The 20,020-nt window shown below is 71.9% G+C and carries 8 protein-coding genes; 5 read left to right on the forward strand and 3 right to left on the reverse strand.

Features of this window, described 5'->3' with window-relative positions; genetic code table 11:
* The first annotated feature begins 2 nt into the window (after nucleotides 1-2).
* Nucleotides 3-731: a TetR/AcrR family transcriptional regulator gene (locus OHB04_RS37470; RefSeq protein ID WP_326809197.1), complete on the forward strand. Its 729-nt coding sequence runs from the start codon at nucleotides 3-5 to the stop codon at nucleotides 729-731.
* Between the two features lie 969 nt (nucleotides 732-1,700).
* Here OHB04_RS37470 and OHB04_RS37475 read toward each other — a convergent pair.
* Complete coding sequence (locus OHB04_RS37475; protein WP_326809198.1) at nucleotides 1,701-2,330, reverse strand: TetR/AcrR family transcriptional regulator; 630 nt, start codon at nucleotides 2,328-2,330, stop codon at nucleotides 1,701-1,703.
* A 417-nt stretch (nucleotides 2,331-2,747) separates the two neighbouring features.
* Between OHB04_RS37475 and OHB04_RS37480 the strand changes: the two genes are divergently transcribed.
* Complete coding sequence (locus OHB04_RS37480; protein WP_326809199.1) at nucleotides 2,748-3,494, forward strand: dienelactone hydrolase family protein; 747 nt, start codon at nucleotides 2,748-2,750, stop codon at nucleotides 3,492-3,494.
* 160 nt (nucleotides 3,495-3,654) lie between these two features.
* Here the strand turns inward: OHB04_RS37480 and OHB04_RS37485 are convergent, their stop codons facing one another.
* Both OHB04_RS37485 and OHB04_RS37490 read right to left on the reverse strand, forming a co-directional pair.
* Nucleotides 3,655-4,203: a DUF1062 domain-containing protein gene (locus OHB04_RS37485; RefSeq protein ID WP_326809200.1), complete on the reverse strand. Its 549-nt coding sequence runs from the start codon at nucleotides 4,201-4,203 to the stop codon at nucleotides 3,655-3,657.
* Nucleotides 4,204-4,973: 770 nt separating this feature from the next.
* The gene (locus OHB04_RS37490; protein WP_326692088.1) at nucleotides 4,974-5,198 is read right to left on the reverse strand and encodes an MbtH family protein; all 225 of its coding nucleotides are present in this window, start codon (nucleotides 5,196-5,198) and stop codon (nucleotides 4,974-4,976) included.
* Between the two features lie 625 nt (nucleotides 5,199-5,823).
* On the opposite strand from OHB04_RS37490, the gene OHB04_RS37495 reads away from it, so the two are divergent.
* Genes OHB04_RS37495 through OHB04_RS37505 form a run of 3 tightly spaced genes read left to right on the forward strand, consistent with a single transcriptional unit; the run spans nucleotide 5,824 to nucleotide 20,002 of the window.
* A complete protein-coding gene (locus OHB04_RS37495) occupies nucleotides 5,824-17,367 on the forward strand; it encodes a non-ribosomal peptide synthetase (RefSeq protein WP_326809201.1) in 11,544 nt (3,847 codons plus the stop codon).
* Complete coding sequence (locus OHB04_RS37500; protein ID WP_326809202.1) at nucleotides 17,364-19,238, forward strand: class I adenylate-forming enzyme family protein; 1,875 nt, start codon at nucleotides 17,364-17,366, stop codon at nucleotides 19,236-19,238. Before OHB04_RS37495 ends, OHB04_RS37500 begins: the two co-directional genes overlap by 4 nt.
* Nucleotides 19,235-20,002: a hypothetical protein gene (locus OHB04_RS37505; RefSeq protein ID WP_326692092.1), complete on the forward strand. Its 768-nt coding sequence runs from the start codon at nucleotides 19,235-19,237 to the stop codon at nucleotides 20,000-20,002. The genes OHB04_RS37500 and OHB04_RS37505 overlap by 4 nt, the downstream gene beginning before the upstream one ends.
* Nucleotides 20,003-20,020 lie beyond the last annotated feature (18 nt).

Raw genomic sequence — 20,020 nt, forward strand, 5'->3', positions numbered from 1 at the left:
CCATGGATGAGGGACGACGCGCCGCGCGGCGCCAAGTGCTACAGGTGGCCGCGAAGCTTTTGGAGGAGGGTGGCAGCGAGGCGGTCTCCACGCGCGCTGTCGCCGCCGCCGCGGGCATCACGGCCCCCGCGCTCTACCGGATGTTCGACGACAAGGACGGACTCCTGGCCGAGCTGGCCGCCTACGGGTTCGAGATGTACCTGGCCGAGAAACGGGAGGCGCTGGCGCTGACCCCCGACGACCCGGTGGCCGACCTCTACCGCGGCTGGGACCTGCACGTCGACTTCGGAGTGCAGCACCCCGCGTTCTACATGCTCATGTACGGCACTGTGCGGCCCGGGCGGCGGCCCCCGGCCGCGGACGAGGCGCACGCCCTGCTGGTGAGACTGCTGGGCCGGGCGGCCGAGGCCGGGCGCCTTCGGGTTCCGGTGGAGCAGGCGACCCGCGTCATCCACGCGGCGACAACGGGTGCCACGCTGGCGCTGATCGGGGAACAGTCCTCGGAGCGGGACCTGACCCTTTCGGCACGGCTGCGGGACACCGTCATCGCCTCGGTCACCACGGACTCGCCCGCCTCATCCGGGCCGGACCTGGCCTCGCGCGCACTCGCCCTCGATGCCGCACTCGAAACCGCGCTCACCGCCGGGCCCCCGGCTGCGGGCGCCGGGGTACCTCTGCGAGGCACGGAGACGGCTCTGCTGCGCGAGTGGCTACAGCAGCTGGCAGGCTGAACCGGCCGCCTGCTCCGCGAGCGGTGGGCGCGGTCGGTTACGCCGGCCGCGCGGAGGGCGTTCAGTCGCAGGGGCCGACTGCGAAGTCGACCACCCTCTCCGGATACTCATCTGACCTCGGGAACCTGCCCATCCGCTGATACGGCTTCAGTGCCGGCAACAGCGCGAGCTGATGACCGTCGGAGTCCATCCGCTCAGCTGCCCGCGCTGCCTCCTCCCGCGTCGGCGCGAAGAACAAGTGCAGCTCATACGCGGTGATCAGCCGTGAACCGCGGAGACGCGGTCCGCTCGATCGAAGTCTCAGTCCCGCCCCGGGCCCGGACAACAGTCAGCGTCACCGCCAACGACCTTCGGCCGAATGGGCGCCGTCGCTCAGTAGAACACGCACGACACCAAGGCCTCGCTCAGCGGAACACACGCGACACCCAGGCTCGGAGGGGTCCCTCGCCCGATGGGCCGTGCCTGGCATCGCCACCGCCCGGTGCGAAAACGCCCCCCCGGGGGACCCTGCGTTCCCGTGCGCTCGTGAGTGCGGGCACCGTCTTCGAGGAGGGAGAGTCGTGTCGCTGACGACGTCAACTCGTGTGACCGGGTGGGCCGCGCCCAGCCCTCAAGCACAGTCTGCTGTACGCCAGTTACCGACAACGGCGGGATCTTCGGCCCAGGACGACTCGCACCGGACAAACGGCCACTCTCCGACTCGAGCCATCGGGGGCTCTGTTGAACCCGATGCGGGCCGACTGCGTTCACAACGTATCGGGAGCCAGCGGCGCGGAGCGCTTGGCGGCGTCATCGAGGCCGCTCTTGAGTCTGGTTCTTCTCGGAAGTCAACATTGGAGTGATCATTACTGATGTCCAGATCAACCGAGGATTTCGGCTCCCGGAGGGCGTCCACAACCAACTGGATGAGGGGGAGCTCGACGGCACAGGGGAGAAGGCGTTCACCGCCCCGCTGTACGCACGGGCGCATCAACGCGGTGCGTATCCCCGGAGGAAGGCCCGTACGCCCGACTCGATGATGGTGCCCTCCGCCTCCTCCGAGAGCGGCAGCGTCCCGTCGAAGCTCTGCTCGTTGATCTCGGCCACCGTGAGCAGCAGCAAGTGGCGGGCCGCCCGCGCCGGATCGTCCGTCGCGAGCAGCCCGTCGGCGGCCAGCCGCTCGAACCGCTCGGCCACCGCGTCGGACGCCCGCTGCGGTCCGCTCCGCCGCCAGGCCGTGAGGAACTCCTCCGGGACATGGGCACTTTCGACCCGCATCTGCCGGACGACCGCGAAATGGTCGGCGAATTGGCGCAACGGGGCGACCCAGGCCTGTACGAACTCGACGAGGTCCTGCTCCAGGTCGGCCGCGGTCACCTTGTGCAGCCGACGGTCGATCGCGTCGAGACGCGCCTCGACGACCGACTCCGAGCCCTCGAGCACCACGGCCCGGAAGAGCTGGACCTTGCCACCGGGGAAGTGGTTGTAGATCGTGCGGGTGGAGACCACGGCCTCCTTGGCGATCGAGTCGATGCTCGTGCGCGTATAGCCGTCCCGCCCGAAGACCTTGCGCGCGCCCTGTATGAGGGCCGCCCGCTTCTCCGCCATGCGCTGCCTCATGGGTGACTTCCCTCTTTGCCGCCGCTGCCCTGGTCAAGGTACCCGCCCGAGGGGAAGTGCAATGATCATTGCACTCGCTGCCACGCTCGTTGTACTTTACTCTGTGTGACGAACCACGCGAACCACGCGAACACCGGGACTGAGGAAGCGGCGGACAGCCGTTGTCGCTGAGAACGGCCACGATCCGGGTCAGGCGGGAGATCTTCTACGGCGGTAGCCGGCGTGAAGGGAACGCCGATCCGGACGGAGCCACCCTGGTCGGCCTCCCGGTGTCGGCCGGCTCGATCGTCACTACTCCGGTTCGTACCGGTCTGCCCGGCGTGAGCGCGTGAGCGTAGGTCATCGCCGGGTTGATCTCCGGTTGGCCTCACCCCTGACAGAGGCTGTGCACCGGCATCAGCCCAAGGAAGGAAGATCTTGCCCATCAAGTCACTGCGGATTCCCACCGCGGACGGCCAGGCCGACGCTTTCGCCGCCTTCCCCGACGGCGACGGGCGGCACCCGGGTGTGCTGATGTACGCGGACGCCTTCGGTATCCGGCCCGTGCTGCGGGAGATGGCCCGCGAACTGGCCGGGCACGGGTACTACGTGCTCGTCCCCAACTTCTTCTACCGCCACGGCCCGGCACCGCTGATCGAACTTCCCGAGCACATCGGAGAAGAGGTCCGGCCCGCGGTCATCGCCCAACTGATGCCCTTGATCGAGGCGCACACCGCCGAACGTGTCCTGAGCGACGCCGACGCCTACCTCGGATTCCTCACCGCCCAGCCCGAGGTCGGCGCCGGACCGGTCGCGGTGACCGGCTACTGTATAGGCGGCCTCCTGGCGATGCGCACCGCCGCGGCCCACCCCGGCCAGGTGGCCGCCGTCGCCGGATTCCACGGCCCCGTGGGCGCCGACGGGCCCGACAGCCTGCGCCGCCTCTTCTCCGAGCTCACCGCCCAGGTCCACCTCGGCCACGCCGAAACCGACATGACGCCCGAGGCCCTCGGCGAGCTCAACCAGGCCCTGGATGCCGCAGGTATCAGCTACACCTCCGAGATCTACCCCGGCACCATCCACGGCTTCACCATGTCCGACACCGACGCCTTCAGCCCCGCCGCACTGAAGCACCACTGGGACCGCCTGCTTCCCCTCCTCGACCGCACCTTGGCCAACAGCTGAGGCTCCGGGCTCGGAGACCAAACCTGAAGTACACGGTTCCGGGGTCCTGGCCCGCACGCCGGCCGATCGCACCGGCCATCTTGCGGTGACCCCGTAGACGATCACCCGGCCCAGGGCCTGTCCGGCGGATCTTGCCGGACAGGCCCTGTCCCGGGAGGACTCAGCGCTTGAGCGTGAAGGTGAAGTCGCCGGAGAGCTTGCCGCTCAGGCGGACTGCCGATACGAGATTCCCCTCGGCGATCAGTCTCTCGACCTCGGCTCGCGGAAAGCCGAAACCTTCGGCGATCAGTCGCGCCGGCCGGACAGGGATCCGCGCCGCAAAGCGGACCGAGACCTCGATCGCCTCGTCCTCCAGCTGATCCGGTCCGCCGGTGTCGAGGCGCCAGGCGTTGTCCCAGTCGAGGGCGATGCGGTTTCGTCGCCGCACGACCGGGTCCTGGAGCAACTCGGCTGTCAGACCGGGGTCGTTGTGGTGCAGCCGGTCCAGGAGCTCAGGTCGTATGGAGCGCACGTTCATCCGTTCCAGGACGGTGAGCTTGGTGGTATCCCCGCAAACGGTGCACAGCGCGAGGAGCCAGACGTCGAGGAGCTTGTGGTGTGCGTTGACGCGGAATTTGCCGCTCGCCCGGAAGCGCTCGGAGGCGCACGCGTGGCAACGGCGGAGGATGACAGGCAGGCAGGTGGGCACGACCGCCCAGTTTTCGAGCACAGCAGTACACCGGTTCCAGTGAGAAGTCCGCAGCGAAAAGGAGCGCGGCGCACATGCGCGACGCGCGACGAATCAGCACTCGGGAGGTCTCACTGGGTGTACAACGGCACGTCCTCGGCAAGGCGACAGGGGCGGGAGCACGGTAACGGCGCACGGAAGTGCGGCTCCACTGGTTTTCGGGCGAGGCGGGTGGCGATGCCTCGCCGCTGTGAGGCGGCTGTCGCACCGCTCGCTGGTGACGCGCCGCGTGCGGGCCTCGCGACCAAGCCGACTGCCGAGGAGGAGTGCGCAGCGGCGGCGCGCGTCGAGCACCAGCGCAGCCGAGGTCTCTCGTCCTGCCGGGCGAGGCCACCGTGGCGGAGCTCGTGGACGGGTGGCTCGCTCGGGCGACGCCGGACGTGGAGTTGAAGACGGCGCGCGGCTGCATCGACGCCATGCCGTACGTGAAGACGCGCCCCGGTGCGATGCCCGTCCTGCTCTCCGACGGGCCCAAGGGCCGCCTGGATCGCCTTTCTTGGGTTCGGGTCACAGATTCAGGTCGCCCACGTGATGCTCGGCGTCGGCGCCGAACCGGAGTGCCCACGTGTGCGCCTCGCGTGGCGACGGGGGAAGGTGCGCAGAACGTGCGGGTCGACGGGGCGTTCCGAGTCGAGCGTGAGGGCGCGCGGCGTCGCGTGACCGGCCGGCGGCGCCAGGTCGGCCGGGCTGTCCGGGCGGGGTGCGGCCCCGCCCGTCGGAAACCCCGGGGCGGGGCCGCGCGCGTGCCCGGGTCAGGCCGTGTCGGAGCTCTCCATGGCCCGGACGAGGCTCTGGGGCCGTAGGTCGGTCCAGTGGGTGTCGATGTATTCGAGTGCCGCGTCCCGGCTGGTCTCTCCGAGCACGGTCTGCCAGCCCGCCGGAACCTCGACGAACGAGGGCCACAGCGAGTGCTGCCTCTCGTCGTTGACCAGGACCAGGTAGGTGCCGTCCGGATCCTCGAAGGGATTGCTGCTCATCCGGTCACTCCTTCTCGGTGAATTCTTTCTCTCCGGAATCGTGCGACGCGCGCGGACGGCCCACCAGGAAGCGGCAGATTCGGGTCCACAGGGCGGGAGTCCGCCATCAGATATCCGTGTGCCGACTCTATAGTGCACGCCTCGAACGGCCCACCGGTGAAGAGGCGTAGAAAACTGGCACGCGGGCGCCGCTTTACGGTCGCTCCCCTGCTTCGGTCCCGCTGAAACGTGGAGCAATCCTCTGCCGAAGAATTTCACGTAGTTCAGGTGCTGTTCACCGGGGGAGGCTTCGGGCGGCCGGACGGTGTGTGGCGAAGTCGACGCCGTGCCCCACGCGAAGCGGCTTGGACCAGCCACGGAAGGGGGTTTTCCGGCCAGATGACCCGCGGTCTGATATGCCGGGACGGTCCGGATGGACGTTTTATGTTACGCGAGCCGATCCCCTTCTTTCGGTGGGGAGTTCGGGTGGTTCCCGGTAATCGTGATATGGATCATATTGCCAACCCTTTACTGTTTCATTGCCTGTTGTGTTTCGATGAAGCGGTCCACTTCTCGATCAACCTGGCCACATCCGATGGCAGCCGTCGGCGTAACGCCGACAAGACCGATGGGGATGCTCGTTCTCGTGCCCGAAAACTGCCCTGAACTACAACTCTCCGATGCTCAACTCGGGATCTGGCTTGCGGAGCGTGCTGGGCTCGGCTCTTCCGGCGCCTACCAGTGGGCGGAGTACCTCGTCCTGGACGGCGGCGCCGACACCGGCCTCCTGGCCGCCGCGGTCACCAAAGCGGCGGCCGAATGCGAGGCGGTCAACGTCCGCATCACGGGAACAACCATCACCGGGACAACGGGTTCTTCGCCGGTGCAACAGCTTCTCCGGGACCCGGAACACGCCGTCGAGGTGGTCGACCTCCGGGGAGCGGCCGACCCGGACGCCGCCGCGATGGAGTGGATGCGAGCCGATGTGGCCGAAGCCGGGGACAGCGACGCCGGGCCGCTGTTCCTGGGGGCCGTCCTGCGCGTCACCGACGACCGCTCGCTGGTGTTCCACCGGGTTCACCACATCGCTCTCGACGGAGCGGGCATGGCCCTGTTCGCCGAACGCGTCGCCGAGATCTACACCTGTCTGTACGACGGGCGTGCCGTTCCGGAGAGCGGATGGACGGGGCTCCGTCACCTCGTGGACGCCGAAGCCGCCTACCGGAAGACCGCCGAACGCACCGCGGACCGGGACTGGTGGCTGGAGCGACTGGCCGGGCGGCCCGACTTCCTGAGCCTCGGCACTCACCCGGCCCCGGCCACGGCAAGTTCGCTGCGGCTGACCAGGGTGCTGCCGGCCGAGGAGTTCGCCAGGCTGCGCGCCGGTGCGCAGCGGCTAGGGCACCGCTGGACCCGGCTGCTCACCGCGGCGACCTCGGCATACCTGCACGCGATGACCGGCAGCCGCGACATCGTGCTGAGCCTGCCGGTCGCCGGCCGTCCGCCCGAACTCGTCCAGGCCGTCCCCGCGATGTCGGCCAATGTCCTGCCCCTGCGGCTGCACGTCGATCCGGCGGACACCGTCGGCGCTCTGCTCGACCAGGTCGCCGCCGAACTGCGACTGGTACGCCGCCACCAGCGATACCGGGGCGAGCGCCTGCGTCGTGAGCTGGACTGTCCCGAGGACGGCCGCAAGTTCTTCGGCCCCGTGCTCAACATCCAGCGATTCGACCGGCCGTTGCGGTTCGGCCCGACGACCGCGACCGTCCACAACCTCCAGGCGCCGCCGTCGGAGGACCTCTCGATCGTCGCGTACGACCGTGGCGACGGGCCTTTGCGCTTCGACTTCGACGCCAACCCCGCCAACCACGGCGCGGAGTTGCTGCAAGACATCGCCGACCGCTTCTCGCACCTGCTGTGGCAGCTGGCGGAGGCCGACCGGGACACGCCCTTGGCACGGATGGCGGCGACCACCGGGAGCGAGCGCCGGCACAGCGCCGCTCTGGGCACAGGCGAGCGCTCGTCGGCCACGCCCGCCGACACGGCCGCAGGCCGGTTCGCCGGCCAAGTACGGCGCACGCCCGACGCGTTCGCGGTGCGCTCGGCCGAGACCGGTGAGCGGCTGACCTACCGCGAACTGGACGCGCGGAGTTCGGCGCTGGCCGCCGAGCTCGCCGCGGCCGGCGCGGGCCCGGAGCAGACCGTCGCGCTGCTGCTCGAACGGTCGGTGGACCTGGTCGTCGCGGCGCTCGCGGTGGTGAAGGCGGGCGCGGCCTATGTCCCCTTGCAACGGGACGACGCGGTCTCCCGGCAGGAAGCGGCGTTGTCCGACGCGGGAGCGCTGGTGCTGCTCACCGACCGGAGCACCGAGGAGGACCGGATCGTCGCGTGGGCACGCGATCGCGGTCTGCGGCAGCTGGACGTACGGGCGAGGGGAACCGGGGCCCCGGAGCCGCAGCTCACGCCGGATGTGCCGGCCTGCGTGATGTTCACCTCCGGTTCCACGGGACGGCCCAAGGGAGTCGCGGTCACCCAGGGCAATCTTGCCGGGCTCGCCGCCGACCGGTGGTGGTCCGAAGGCGGCGCGGACCGGGTACTGCTGCACTCGCCGCACGCCTTCGACGCGTTCAACCTGGAACTGTGGGTGCCGCTGCTGACCGGTGGCGAGGTGATCGTCGCCCCTCCGGGACGGCTCGACCCGGCCGTCCTCTCCCGGGTCACGGCCGCCACCGGGGTCACCGGGCTGTGGCTGACCGCCGGGCTGTTCAACGCGATCGCCGCGGAGGACGCCGCGTGCCTCGCCGGGGTGCGCCAGGTGTGGACCGGCGGTGACGTGGTGTCCCCCGAGGCGGTGCGCGCCGTGCGGTCCGCGCTGCCCGGGCTCACCGTCGTCAACGGGTACGGGCCCACCGAGACCACGGTGTTCGCGACCAGATTCGCCGTGGAGGAGACCCCCGAAGACACCGGATCGGTCCCCATCGGCGTGCCGCTGGACGGCAAGCGGGTGCTGATACTCGATGACGCGCTGCGGCCGGTGCCACCCGGCGTGGTGGGGGAGTTGTACCTCGGCGGCGTGGGGGTCGCGCGGGGCTACCTCGGCCGGGCGGCGGCGACCGCCGAGCGCTTCGTGCCCGATCCATCCGGTCCGCCCGGCGCCCGCGTCTACCGCACGGGCGACCTCGCCCGCTGGAACCACGACGGACAGCTGGAATTCGCCGGACGCGCCGACGGACAGATCAAGCTCCGCGGCTACCGGATCGAACTGGGGGAGATCGACGCCGCGTTGCTGGCCGAGCCCGGCGTGCGGCAGGCGGCGACCGTCCTGCGCGAGGACCGGCCCGGAGTGCGGCAGCTGGTCTCCTACGTGGCCACGTCGGGTGACACGACGACGCTGCCCGACGCGGTGGCGGACCGGCTGCCTCCGCACATGGTGCCGTCAGCGGTGGTGGAAGTGGACCGGCTGCCCCTGACCCGCAACGGCAAGCTCGACCGGGCAGCGCTGCCCGCTCCGGACGCCCGGGGCGCGGACACGGACACCAGGGGCACGGACACGGACGCCGGGGGCGCCGATGCGGCCAGGACTCCTCGCACCCGCGCCGAACGCCGGCTGGCCGGGCTGTTCGGTGAAGTCCTCGGCCTGGCGGACGTCCCGCTCGACCAGGACTTCTTCCAGCTCGGCGGCGACAGCATCAAGGCGATCCAGCTCGCCGGTGCGGCGCAGCGGGCCGGGCTGGCCATCAGCACCCCGGACGTGTTCCGCACGCCCACCGTCTCCGGCCTCGCCTGCGGCGTCGAAGCCGGGCCGGAACCGGGCCGTCAGGTCGCGCTGGGCGACACGGAAGATCCCACCGTCCCGCTGACGCCCATCATGCACTGGCTGCGGGAACGCGGCGGCCCCATCGACGGCTTCGCCCAGTCCCTGACCGTACGGACTCCGGCGGGAATGACACAGGCGCAGGTGCGCGCGGTGGTGCGGGCGCTGGTCGACCACCACGACATGCTGCGGCTCTCCCTGACCACGGTGGGCACACTCTGGGCCCTGGAAGTGCTGCCCCACGCCACGGTCGAGCTGAACCGTTCGGACGCGGTGCTCACCCCCGAGCACGGGCAAGTGGTGCACGCGAGCTGGGACGACCCCGGTCCGGGGGAGCCGGGCCGCCTGACCCTGACGGTGCATCACCTCAGTGTCGACGGGGTCTCCTGGCGCATCCTCCAAGAAGACCTCCGGGCCGCATGGGAAGCCGTCCGGCACGGGCGTACACCGCGGCTGCAGCCCACGGGGACCTCCTTCCCGCAGTGGGCGAAGGCGCTGGTCCAGCACGCGCACCACGCCTCCGTGCTCGAGGCCTTCCCCCGGTGGGAGGCGGCGCCCGTGGATCCCCCGGTGGCCGCACGCGCGCTGGACGCCGACGTGGACACCGAGGACACCCGGCGCCGGCACTCCGCCACCTTGGACAGCACGCTGACCGCGCGCCTGGTGACCAACGCGACCGCGGCCTTCGACTGCTCGGTGAACGAGCTGCTGCTCACCGCGTTCGCCCTGGCCGCCGCCGACTGGCGGGACGGACCGGACGCGCTGTTCGTGGACCTCGAAGGCCACGGCCGCGAGGAGTTCGCCGACAACCTGGACCTGTCCCGCACGGTCGGCTGGTTCACCACCTTGCTCCCCGTGGTGCTCGACCCCGGCTGCTCCTGGCGGGACGCCCGCACCGACCCGACGGCGCTGGACGGTGCCGTGGCCAAGGTGCGGGCGTGCGTGCGCGACGCCCCGCGCGCGGGACTGGACCACGGTCTGCTGCGCCACCTCAACCCGCAGAGCGGCCCGGTGCTGGCCGCCCGGCCCTCGCCGCAGTTCGCGTTCAACTACCTGGGCCGTTTCGACGTCGGCGGCGACGGCGAGTGGGCGGTCGTGGCCGACGCGGTGGTGGCCGACCCCACGGCGGCCGACGCCACGGCGGCGGACGCCACCGTGGTCGGCGCTCCCACCGGCGGCGGGCTGGCCATCAGCCACACCGTGGAGCTCGACGCGGTGATCGCCGATCATCCGGACGGCCCCCGGCTGGTGGCCAACTGGTCCTGGCCCGGGGAGCTGCTCCCCGAGTCGCGGGCAGCCGAGCTCGCACAGCGCTGGTTCGACGTGCTGGCCGCGCTGACGCGCCGGGCCCGCTCCCGCGCGACCGGCGCCCTGCCCCTGCCCCCGCTCGCACAGGGGCTGCTGTTCCACTCGCTCTACGACCACGACGGCGCGGACCCCTACCTCGTCCAGTTCGTCTTCGAGCTCGACGGAAACCTGGACCCCGCCGCTCTGCGCGACGCGCTGCACCGCCTGCTGCTGCGTCACCCTCAGCTCTCCGCGGGCGTCCGGCACGGCCCATCGGGACGCCCCGTACAGGTGGTCGACCCGGACTTCACCGTCGAATGGCAGGAGCAGCCGTACGCGGACCTCGAACACTTCCTCGACACCGACCGCAGGCGCCGGTTCGACCTCGCCCGCCCTCCGCTGGTCCGCGCGGCCCTGCTGCACCGTGCCGACGAGCGCCACACCTTCGTCCTGACCACGCACCACCTCCTGCTGGACGGCTGGTCCATGCCCGTCCTGATCGAGGAGCTGTTCTCGCTCTACGCCGGCCGCTCGCTGCCGCCCGCGACGCCGTACCGCGACTTCCTCGACTGGCTGTCCACGCGCGACTCCCGCGCCGACGAGGCCGCCTGGCGCGCGCTGCTGTCCTCCGTCGACGGCCCGACGCTGGTCGGCGGCGCCGGCCGGCGCGGCTCGTCCGCGGCCCGCCGCACCGTGACGGCGGAGCTGGACGCCGGTATCAGCGCGCGGGTGGACTCCGTCGCACGACAGCACGGGCTGACCGCCAACGTCGTCACGCAGCTGGCGTGGGCGGTCCTGCTCGGGGCCCTGACGGGGCGGGACGACGTGGTGTTCGGCACGACGGTCTCCGGCAGGCCGGCGGAGCTGCCCGGGGCGGAGCGGATCGTCGGCCTGCTGATCAACACCATTCCGGTACGGGTCCGCCTCGATCCGCACCGGTCGGTCGCCGAGTCCCTCGCGGACCTGCGCGCCCAGCAACTGGCCATGCTGGACCACCAGCACGCCGACCTGACACGGCTTCAGTCGATCGCCGGGCACGCCGAACTGTTCGACACCGTCGTGGTGTTCGAGAACTACCCGATCGACGAGGGCGAGCTGCGCGACCTCGTGCCCGGCCTCGAACTCCGGGACGTCCAGGGGCGGGACGGCACGCACTACCCGCTGACGCTGATCGCCGTCCCGGGCAGCAGCGGCCTGCGGCTGCGCCTCGACCACAGCACCGACCTGTTCGGCGAGGAGGAGGCACGCCGTCTGCTCGACCGCCTCGGCGCGCTGCTCGACCGGATCACCGCGAAGCCGGAGGCACCGCTGGGGCAGGTCGGGCTGCTGCTGCCCGACGAGTCGGAGACCCCGGCCGGTGCGGGGGTGGACTCGGCCGACTCCGCACCGGCCGCGCTGCCCGCGCTGTTCGAGGCCCAGGTGCGCCGACGGCCGACGGCACCAGCTCTCACCTGCGGTGACACCACCTTGTCGTACGAGGAGCTCAACGCGCGGGCCAACCGGCTCGCGCGGCTGCTGTCCGAGCGCGGGGCCGGACCGGAACGCCTGGTGGCCCTGGTGCTGCCCCGTTCCCTGGACCTCGTGGTCGCGGTGTTGGCCGTGCTCAAGTCGGGAGCCGGCTATCTGCCCCTGGATCCGGCCCACCCCGGGGAACGTGTGCGGCAGGTGCTGGAAGGCGCAGATCCCGTACTCGTCGTGACGGCCACGCCGCTCGCGGTGCCGCACCCACAGATGGTGCTCGACGGCACCGATCCGGCCGCCCACCACCCGGCGGACGACCTCGGTCCGGCCGTGGACCCCGACAGCGTCGCCTACGTGATCTACACCTCGGGCTCCACCGGGACCCCCAAAGGCGTCGTGGTCTCGCACCACAACGCAGTGCGGCTGCTCGCGGCGACCGACTCCCGGTTCGGATTCGGCGATGACGACGTGCACACGCTGTTCCACTCCTACGCCTTCGACGTCTCGGTGTGGGAGCTGTGGACGGCGCTGGGCCGCGGGGGCCGCCTAGTGGTGGTGCCGGACGACGTCGCCAGGTCACCACGGGACCTCCTGGAGCTGCTGGCCCGGGAGCGGGTCACCGCGCTCAGCCAGACCCCCTCGGCCTTCTACCAGCTCATGCGGGCCGAAGCGGAGGCGGGATCGGGCAGGCTGCCCGCGCTGCGGGTCGTCGTGTTCGCCGGTGAGGCGCTGGAACTCTCGCGCATCCGCTCCTGGCAGGGCCCCGGCCGCCCGACGCTGGTCAACATGTACGGGATCACCGAAACCACCGTGCACTCCACCTACGCCGAGCTGGACGACCCCGAGGAGACCGCAGGCGTCATCGGCACCGCGCTGCCCGATCTGCGCCTGCGCCTGCTGGATCACGCGCTGCGGCCGGTCCCGCCGGGCTGCCCCGGCGAGATCTACGTCGCCGGTCCCGGGGTGACGCGGGGGTACCTGGGACGGCCCGGACTCACCGCGAGCCGCTACGTCGCCGATCCGTCCGGCGCGCCCGGAGCCCGGATGTACCGCTCGGGGGACCTCGCGCGGCGGCGCGCCGACGGCACCCTGGAATACCTGGGCCGGACGGACCAGCAGGTGAAGATCCGCGGCTACCGGATCGAGCCCGGCGAGGTCGAACGGGTCCTCGAACGGCACCCCGCCGTGGAACGCGCCGTGGTGCTCCCCGACACCGATGCCGACGGCGGCCGGTTGCTCTGCTACGCCGTGGCGGCCGGGGAGACGACCCCCGCCGCGCTGCGCGAGTACGCCCGAGGGGTCCTGCCCGCGCACATGGTGCCCGCCTTCGTCCTCCTGGTCGACGAGATCCCGCTGACCGGCAACGGCAAGCTGGACCGCGGAGCCCTGCCGAAGCCGGAGTCCGCGCTGCCGGTGAGCCGCCCGCCCGAGAACGAGCGGGAACGCCTCCTGTGCGCGCTGTTCGCCGAGACACTGGGGGTCCCCGAGGTCGGCGCGGAGGACAGCTTCTTCGATCTGGGCGGGCACTCGCTGCTCGCCACCCGGCTGATCAACCGGGTGCGGGCGCTGACCGGCTGCGAGCTGAGCATCCGCACCCTGTTCGACGCCCCCGTCGTCGCCGACCTGGCACGGCACCTGCCGGAGCCGGCCGGCGCACCGGGCGACCGGCTCGTCCCCGACCCGCTCGCCCCGTCCGACCCGCTCGCCCCGTCCGACCCGCTCGCCTCGTCCGACCCGCTCGCTCCGTCCGGCCGGTTCGTCCCGTCCGAGCGGCCGGAGCGGATCCCGCTGTCCCCCGCACAGCGCAGGCTGTGGTTCTTCAGCCGCCTCGCAGGGCCCAACTCCGTCTACAACATGTCCTTCGCCATCCGGATGAGCGGCCCCCTGTCGGCCGGAGACCTGCGCGCCGCCCTCGGCGACGTACTCCTCCGGCACGAGAGCCTGCGCACCACCGTCACCGAGATCGACGGCGAGCCGTACCAGTCCATCGGCACCGCGGAGGAGTTGTCGTTCGAGGCGGTGACCACCTCGGAGGCCGAGCTGCCGGGCGTACTCGCCGACGCGGCCACGCACGTCTTCGACCTCGGCGCCGAACTCCCCGTCCGCGTCCTGCTCTGCGAGACCGCGCCGGAGCGGCACGTGCTGTTGATCCTGCTGCACCACATCGCCGCGGACGGCTGGTCACTGGGCCCCCTGGCCCGCGACCTGTCCACCGCCTACCGGGCGCGCGTCGCGGGCGAGGCCCCGCGGTGGGCGAACGAGCCCGTGCAGTACGCGGACTACGCCCTCTGGCAGCGCGGTCTCGACCTTCGCGCCGAGACCGCGTACTGGCAGGAGACGCTGCGCGGTGCCCCCGAGGTGCTGACGCTGCCGACCGACCACGCCAGGCCGCCCGTATCGGCGCACCGCGGTGAGACCGTCGAGTTCACGCTGGACGCCGAGCTGCACGCGCGCCTGGCCGAGCTCGCACGGTCCACCAGGACCAGCTTGTTCATGGTGACGCACGCCGCCGTCGCGGTGCTGCTGTCCCGGCTCGGCGCCGGTGAGGACATCCCCGTCGGCACGCCCGTGGCCGGACGGCACGACGAGTCGCTCCACGAGACCGTCGGCTGCTTCGTCAACACGGTGGTGCTGCGTACCGACCTCAGCGGCACGCCGACGTTCGCCGAGCTGCTGGAGCGGGTCCGCACCACCGACCTCGACGCCTTCGCCCACCAGCAACTGCCCTTCGAGCAAGTGGTCGAGGCGGTCAGCCCGCCGCGCTCGCTGTCCAGCCACCCCGTCTTCCAGGTGATGCTGGCCTTCCAGGACACTCCGCCCGCCGCGTTCGACCTGCCGGGCCTGCGGGTCGAGCCGGTCGCAGCGCACGGCGGCGCCTCCCGCATGGACCTGCTGTGGAGCCTGCGCCAGCACCACGCGGACCACGGGGCGGAAGCCGGTGTCGAGGGCCTGCTGGAGTACGACACCGAACTGTTCACCCCCGCCTCCGCCCGGCTGCTGCTCGCGCGGCTGGAACAGCTGCTGCGCGCTGTGGTGGCAGAGCCGCACCGCCGGATCGCGGACCTGCCGATTCTCGTCGCGGGGGAGTGGGAGCGGATGACCGGTCGCTGGAACTCCACCGCCCGCGAGGTGCCCCGGGCCACCGTGGCCGAACTGTTCGCGGCGCAGGCCCTGCGCGTTCCGGACGCCCCCGCCGTACGGCACGGCGGCACCCGGCTCACCTACCGGGAGCTGGCCGAGCGGGTGGACCGCATCGCGGCCGAGCTGAGCGCCCGCGGGGCCGGGCCGGGGAGTCTGGTCGCGCTGGAGCTGCGGCGTGATCCCGACCTGCCCGCCGCGCTGCTCGCGGTCCAGTCGATCGGTGCCGCCTCCTTGCCGATCGACCCCTCGCTGCCGCCGCAGCGGATCGCGGTGCTGCTGGCGGACGCCCGCCCCTCGCTGGTGGTGCGCGACGGCGACTCCCCGGTGGTGCGCGACGGCGACGGGCTCACCGGGCTCACCGTCACCGCCGGTGCCGGGCAACCGGTGACCGTGCCTCAGACCACGGCTTACGTGATGTACACCTCCGGTTCCACCGGGCGGCCCAAGGGGGTCGTCGTGCCCCACAGCGCCCTGGTGAACCTGGTGCTCGCCCTGCGCGAGCAGTTGGGCGTCGACGCGGCCGACCGGATGCTGGCCGCCGCGCCCGCCGGCTTCGACATGTCCCTGCCCGAGCTGTACCTCCCGCTGGTCACCGGCGCCACCATGGTCCTCGCCGACCAGGGCGCGCTGCGGGAGCCCGAGGAGCTGTCCGCTCTGCTGGACCGGCACCAGGTCACCGTGATGCAGGCGACCCCGTCCCTGTGGCAGGCCCTCGCGACGCGGCGGCCGGACCGGCTGCGCCACATCCGCGCCGTCATCGGCGGCGAGGCGGTTCCCACGGAGCTGGCCGGGAAGCTGAGCGGTCTCACGGCGTCGCTGCTGGCCTGTTACGGCCCGACCGAGACCACGGTCTGGTCCACCACCCACCCGGTCGGCCGGGCGACGGCCGCCACGGTGCCGCTCGGGCGTCCCCTGTGGAACACCCGGTGCTACGTGCTCGACGCCCGGTTGCGGCCGGTGCCGCCGGGCGTGCCCGGTGAGCTGTACCTGGCCGGTGCGGGCGTGGCGACGGGCTACCTCCACCAGGCGGCTCTGACGGCGACCCGGTTCGTCCCGGACCCCTTCGGCCCGGCGGGGCACCGGATGTACCGCACCGGCGATCTGGCGTCGTGGACGGCCGACGGGGTGCTGTGCTTCCACGGCCGGACCGACGACCAGGTCAAGATCCGCGGCCATCGCGTCGAACTCGGCGAGATCGAAGCCGTGATGTCCCGCCACGAGGAGGTGGACACCTCCGCGGTAGCCGTGCACGACCGCAGTGCCGACGACCGCCGCCTGGTCGGGTACGTCACACCCGCCGGGGCCGACTTGAGCTCCGTGGGCGCGCACCTGGCCCGGCACCTGCCGGACCATATGGTGCCCGCCCGGTTGCTGGCGCTGGACCGGCTCCCCCTCAGCACCAACGGGAAGCTGCTGCGCGACCGACTGCCCGAACCGGACTGGGCGGCCCCGGGCGGCATGCCGCCGGAGAACCTCCGCGAGCATCTGATGTGCGAGCTGTTCGCCGAGGTGCTGGACGTGCCCAGGGCCGGTCCCGGCGACAACTTCTTCGAACTGGGCGGGCACTCGCTCCTGGCGGCGCGGCTGGCCGAGCGGGTGCGAACCGTGCTCGGACTGGAACCCTCGGTCCGGAACGTCTTCGAGGCGGCCACGCCCGCCGCGCTGAGCCGACTGCTCGGCCAGGCACCCGCGGAGTCCGCACCGGCTCACCTCGTCCCGTTCCGGACCGGCGGCACCGCGGCGCCGGTGTTCTGCGTCCATCCGCTCAGCGGCCTCAGCTGGCTGTATTCGGGGCTGTTGCGGCACATCGACCGGGACCACCCGGTGTACGGCATCCAGGCCGAGGGACCCGACGGGGTGGCCGCTTTGCCCGACACCGTCGAAGCGATGGCCGAGCACTACCTGGGCCTGCTGCGCTCGGTACGTGCCGAGGGCCCGTACCACCTGGTCGGCTGGTCCTTCGGCGGACTCGTGGCACACGCGATGGCGGTACGGCTGCACGAACTCGGCGAGCCCGCCGGGTCACTGTTCCTGGTGGACACGGTGGCGGGCACCGACACCGGACCGGAAGAGCACATCGACGACCAACGCGTCTTCAGGGTGCTGCTGACGGCCGCGGGGCTCGATGACCACCACTTCGCCGCGGCGGACCTCGACTTCGACACCGTCTCGTCGCTGCTGCACCGCGAGGGAAGCGTGTTCGCGCGGTTCACCGGTGACGACATCGGCCGCGTCATCGAGGTGTCCCGCCACAACGACAGGCTCATGCGGGCCTACCGTCCACCGCGCTACCCGGGGGACACCACCTACATCGAAGCGGCGGCGGATGCGCCGCGCCGGGCCTCGCACCACGACCTGTGGCGGCCCCACGTCGGCGGCGAACTGACGGTCGGTCACACCGCCGCGCCCCACCACCGTGTGATGCAGCCGCAGCACGTGGACCGCATCGGAGCCCAGCTCCGCGACCTGTTGAGGAGGCCGCGTTGAACGGCACCGAACCCGGACTCCTGGCCGAACTGCCCGCCGGCGCACGGGTGGTGGTCCGGCTGCCCAACGGCCGCGAGCTGGCGGACGTGCTGCTCGCCTGCTTCGACCTGAAGCTCGTCGCGGTCCCGCTGCACCCGCGCTCCACAGCGGCGGCGGTCAGGGGGATCGCCGAGCGCGTCTCCGCGACGGCCCTGGTGGACAGCCACGGGCCGCACCGCACCGGCCTGCCCGACAACCACACGACGCCGGACGACCTCGCCTTCATCATGTTCACCTCGGGCTCCACCGGCCCGCAGAAAGGGGCCATGCTCAGCCGGCGGGCCGTGCTGGGCAACGCGGCCAAGACGGCGGCCCTGCACGGGCTGGCACCGGACCGACCCCACGGGACCTGCCTTCCGCTGTACCACTGCAACGCACTGGTCATGTCCCTGCTCGGCACACACCTCACCGGCGCACCACTCATCCTTCAGGCCGCCTTCGACCCGGACGGCTACTTCGCCGCGTTGGGCGCAGGCGGGGCCAGGACCGCCTCCATCGTGCCCGCGCTGCTGGCGGACCTGCTGGAGGTCTCTCCCGACTGGCCGGACGGCCTGGAGTACCTGGTCACCGCGGCAGCTCCGCTGACCACCGACCTCGCCCGCCGCTTCCATCGCCGTTACGGCCCGCGCCTGCGGCAGGGCTACGGCTTGACCGAGGCGGTCAACTTCAGCTTCACCGTGCCCCGGCTCGACGACGCCGACTTCCGCAGCCAGTACCTGGAGCGGGTGCCACCGGTCGGGGCACCGCTGCCGGACACCGAACTGCGCCTGGAATCCGGTGAGGTGTGGATCAAAACCCCGGACCTGATGACCGGATACTGGCAAGACAGCCGGACCACCGCCGACACGGTCACCGACGACGGCTGGCTGCGCACCGGCGATCTGGGCGAACTGCGAGACGGCCTGCTCGTGCTGCGCGGCCGTGCCGGTGAGCGCATCAACCGGGGCGGGGAGAAGCACTACCCGCTCGACGTCGAACACGGCTGGCGGCGGGCGGGCATGTCCGGGCGGTTCGCGGCGGTCGCGGTGGACGAACCCGCACTCGGCCAGGACGTCGCACTGGTCGCCACGGAGCGGCCGGTCTCCGAGGTACGCGAACTGTACGAGCGGGCACCGCTGCGGCCTGCGGCACTTCAGTTCGGCGGGTTCCTGGCGACGTCCACCGGCAAGCCCCGGCGCAAGGCGATGAGCCGTACCCTCGCCGCACGCCGGCTGGCCCCCGCACGGTACGAACGGCTGCTCAGCCATGCCGCGGCCACCGCGCACGATCTGCTGCGCTCGGGGGCCGAGCACCCCGCCCTGCGGGCGCTGGCCGAGCACTCCGCCCGGCGCCCGCGGGCCGATGACCACCAGCAAGCAGGCGGGGAAGCCGTGTTCGGCGCCTTCGACTTCCTGCGGGAGCACTGGCACAGCGAGGACGACGCGGAGCTGTCCCGGGCCAAGGCCCGCTGGCGCACGACGCTGCTCACCGAGTGGCCCCTGGCGGCGCACGCGGAACTCGCCGCGGAAGTGGCGGCCCGCCACGGGTACGAGGGGCCACCGGTGCCGTTCGGCACCGAAGCCCGCTTCGGGGAGGGCGCACTGCTCGTACTCCCGCACGGGCCGGCGGCCGACGCCCCCGTCTGGCCGCTGGGCCCGCTGCTGGCCTTCTTGGACGGTTCCGCCGGGGACGGCGGGACGGATCGCTGGAGGCGGCTGACCCGGCTGCGCGAGAGCGGATTCTCCACCACCGGCTGCTCGGTCCTGCGCGCCGGGCGGCACGACCTGGGCGGCGTGCTGTGGGCACGACAGCCGGATCCCGGACAGAACGAGCACACAGGAGCGACTGGATGACCCAAGGCACCGAAACGACCGGCCGGATGAAGCAGGCTCCCGACCACGAGGACGAGATCCTCGACGTCCGGCGGCACCAGGACCCGGGCCGGAACCGGCTGACTCCGGTGGTGAAACTGCCGCCGGAGGTCGCCCTGGCCGTGGTCGAGTCCCTCGCCGGACTGGTCCGGGCCGCGCACCGGGGAGAGGAGGCGAGCCCCACCCCTGCCGACGCGCTCAAACAGGCGCAGGAGTTCGAGGAAGGCGACGTCTTCATGCTGGAGCCCCCCTTCGAGGGCTTCTTCGCCGACCGCTATCTCATGGACTTCTACGACACCGCCGAGCGCGACATCTGCTCGCGCATGCACCTGCACACCGGGCTGCGGTTCGTACGGATGATGACCGGACCGGAGACCACGATCCGGGTCTCCAGCCTGTCCCCGATCACGGTGCGCCCCTCGGCGGGCTGGACCGGTCCGCTGAACACGTTCGCCGACGCGCTGCCCGGTACGCCCGCCGGGCTGCACCGGGACCGGCACAACGTGATCGTGCCGCCGAACTCCTGGGTGGACATGCAGATCCCGCGCGGGGTGTCACACCAGTTCAACGCGGTGGGCCCGAACGCGGTGATCGACTCCGTGCACCCGGAGGAATCCATCGAGACGCTGCGCGAGGGAATGTCGGGGTACCGGATGATGGCGCAGACCATTTTCCTCGCCAAGGACAAGAGCCCGGCCACCACCTGCGCCGACCCCACCGCACCGGACGACAGCACACGCCACTGACCACGAGGCCCGCTCGCC

The organism is Streptomyces sp. NBC_01775, from assembly GCF_035917675.1.
GTDB lineage: Bacteria > Actinomycetota > Actinomycetes > Streptomycetales > Streptomycetaceae > Streptomyces.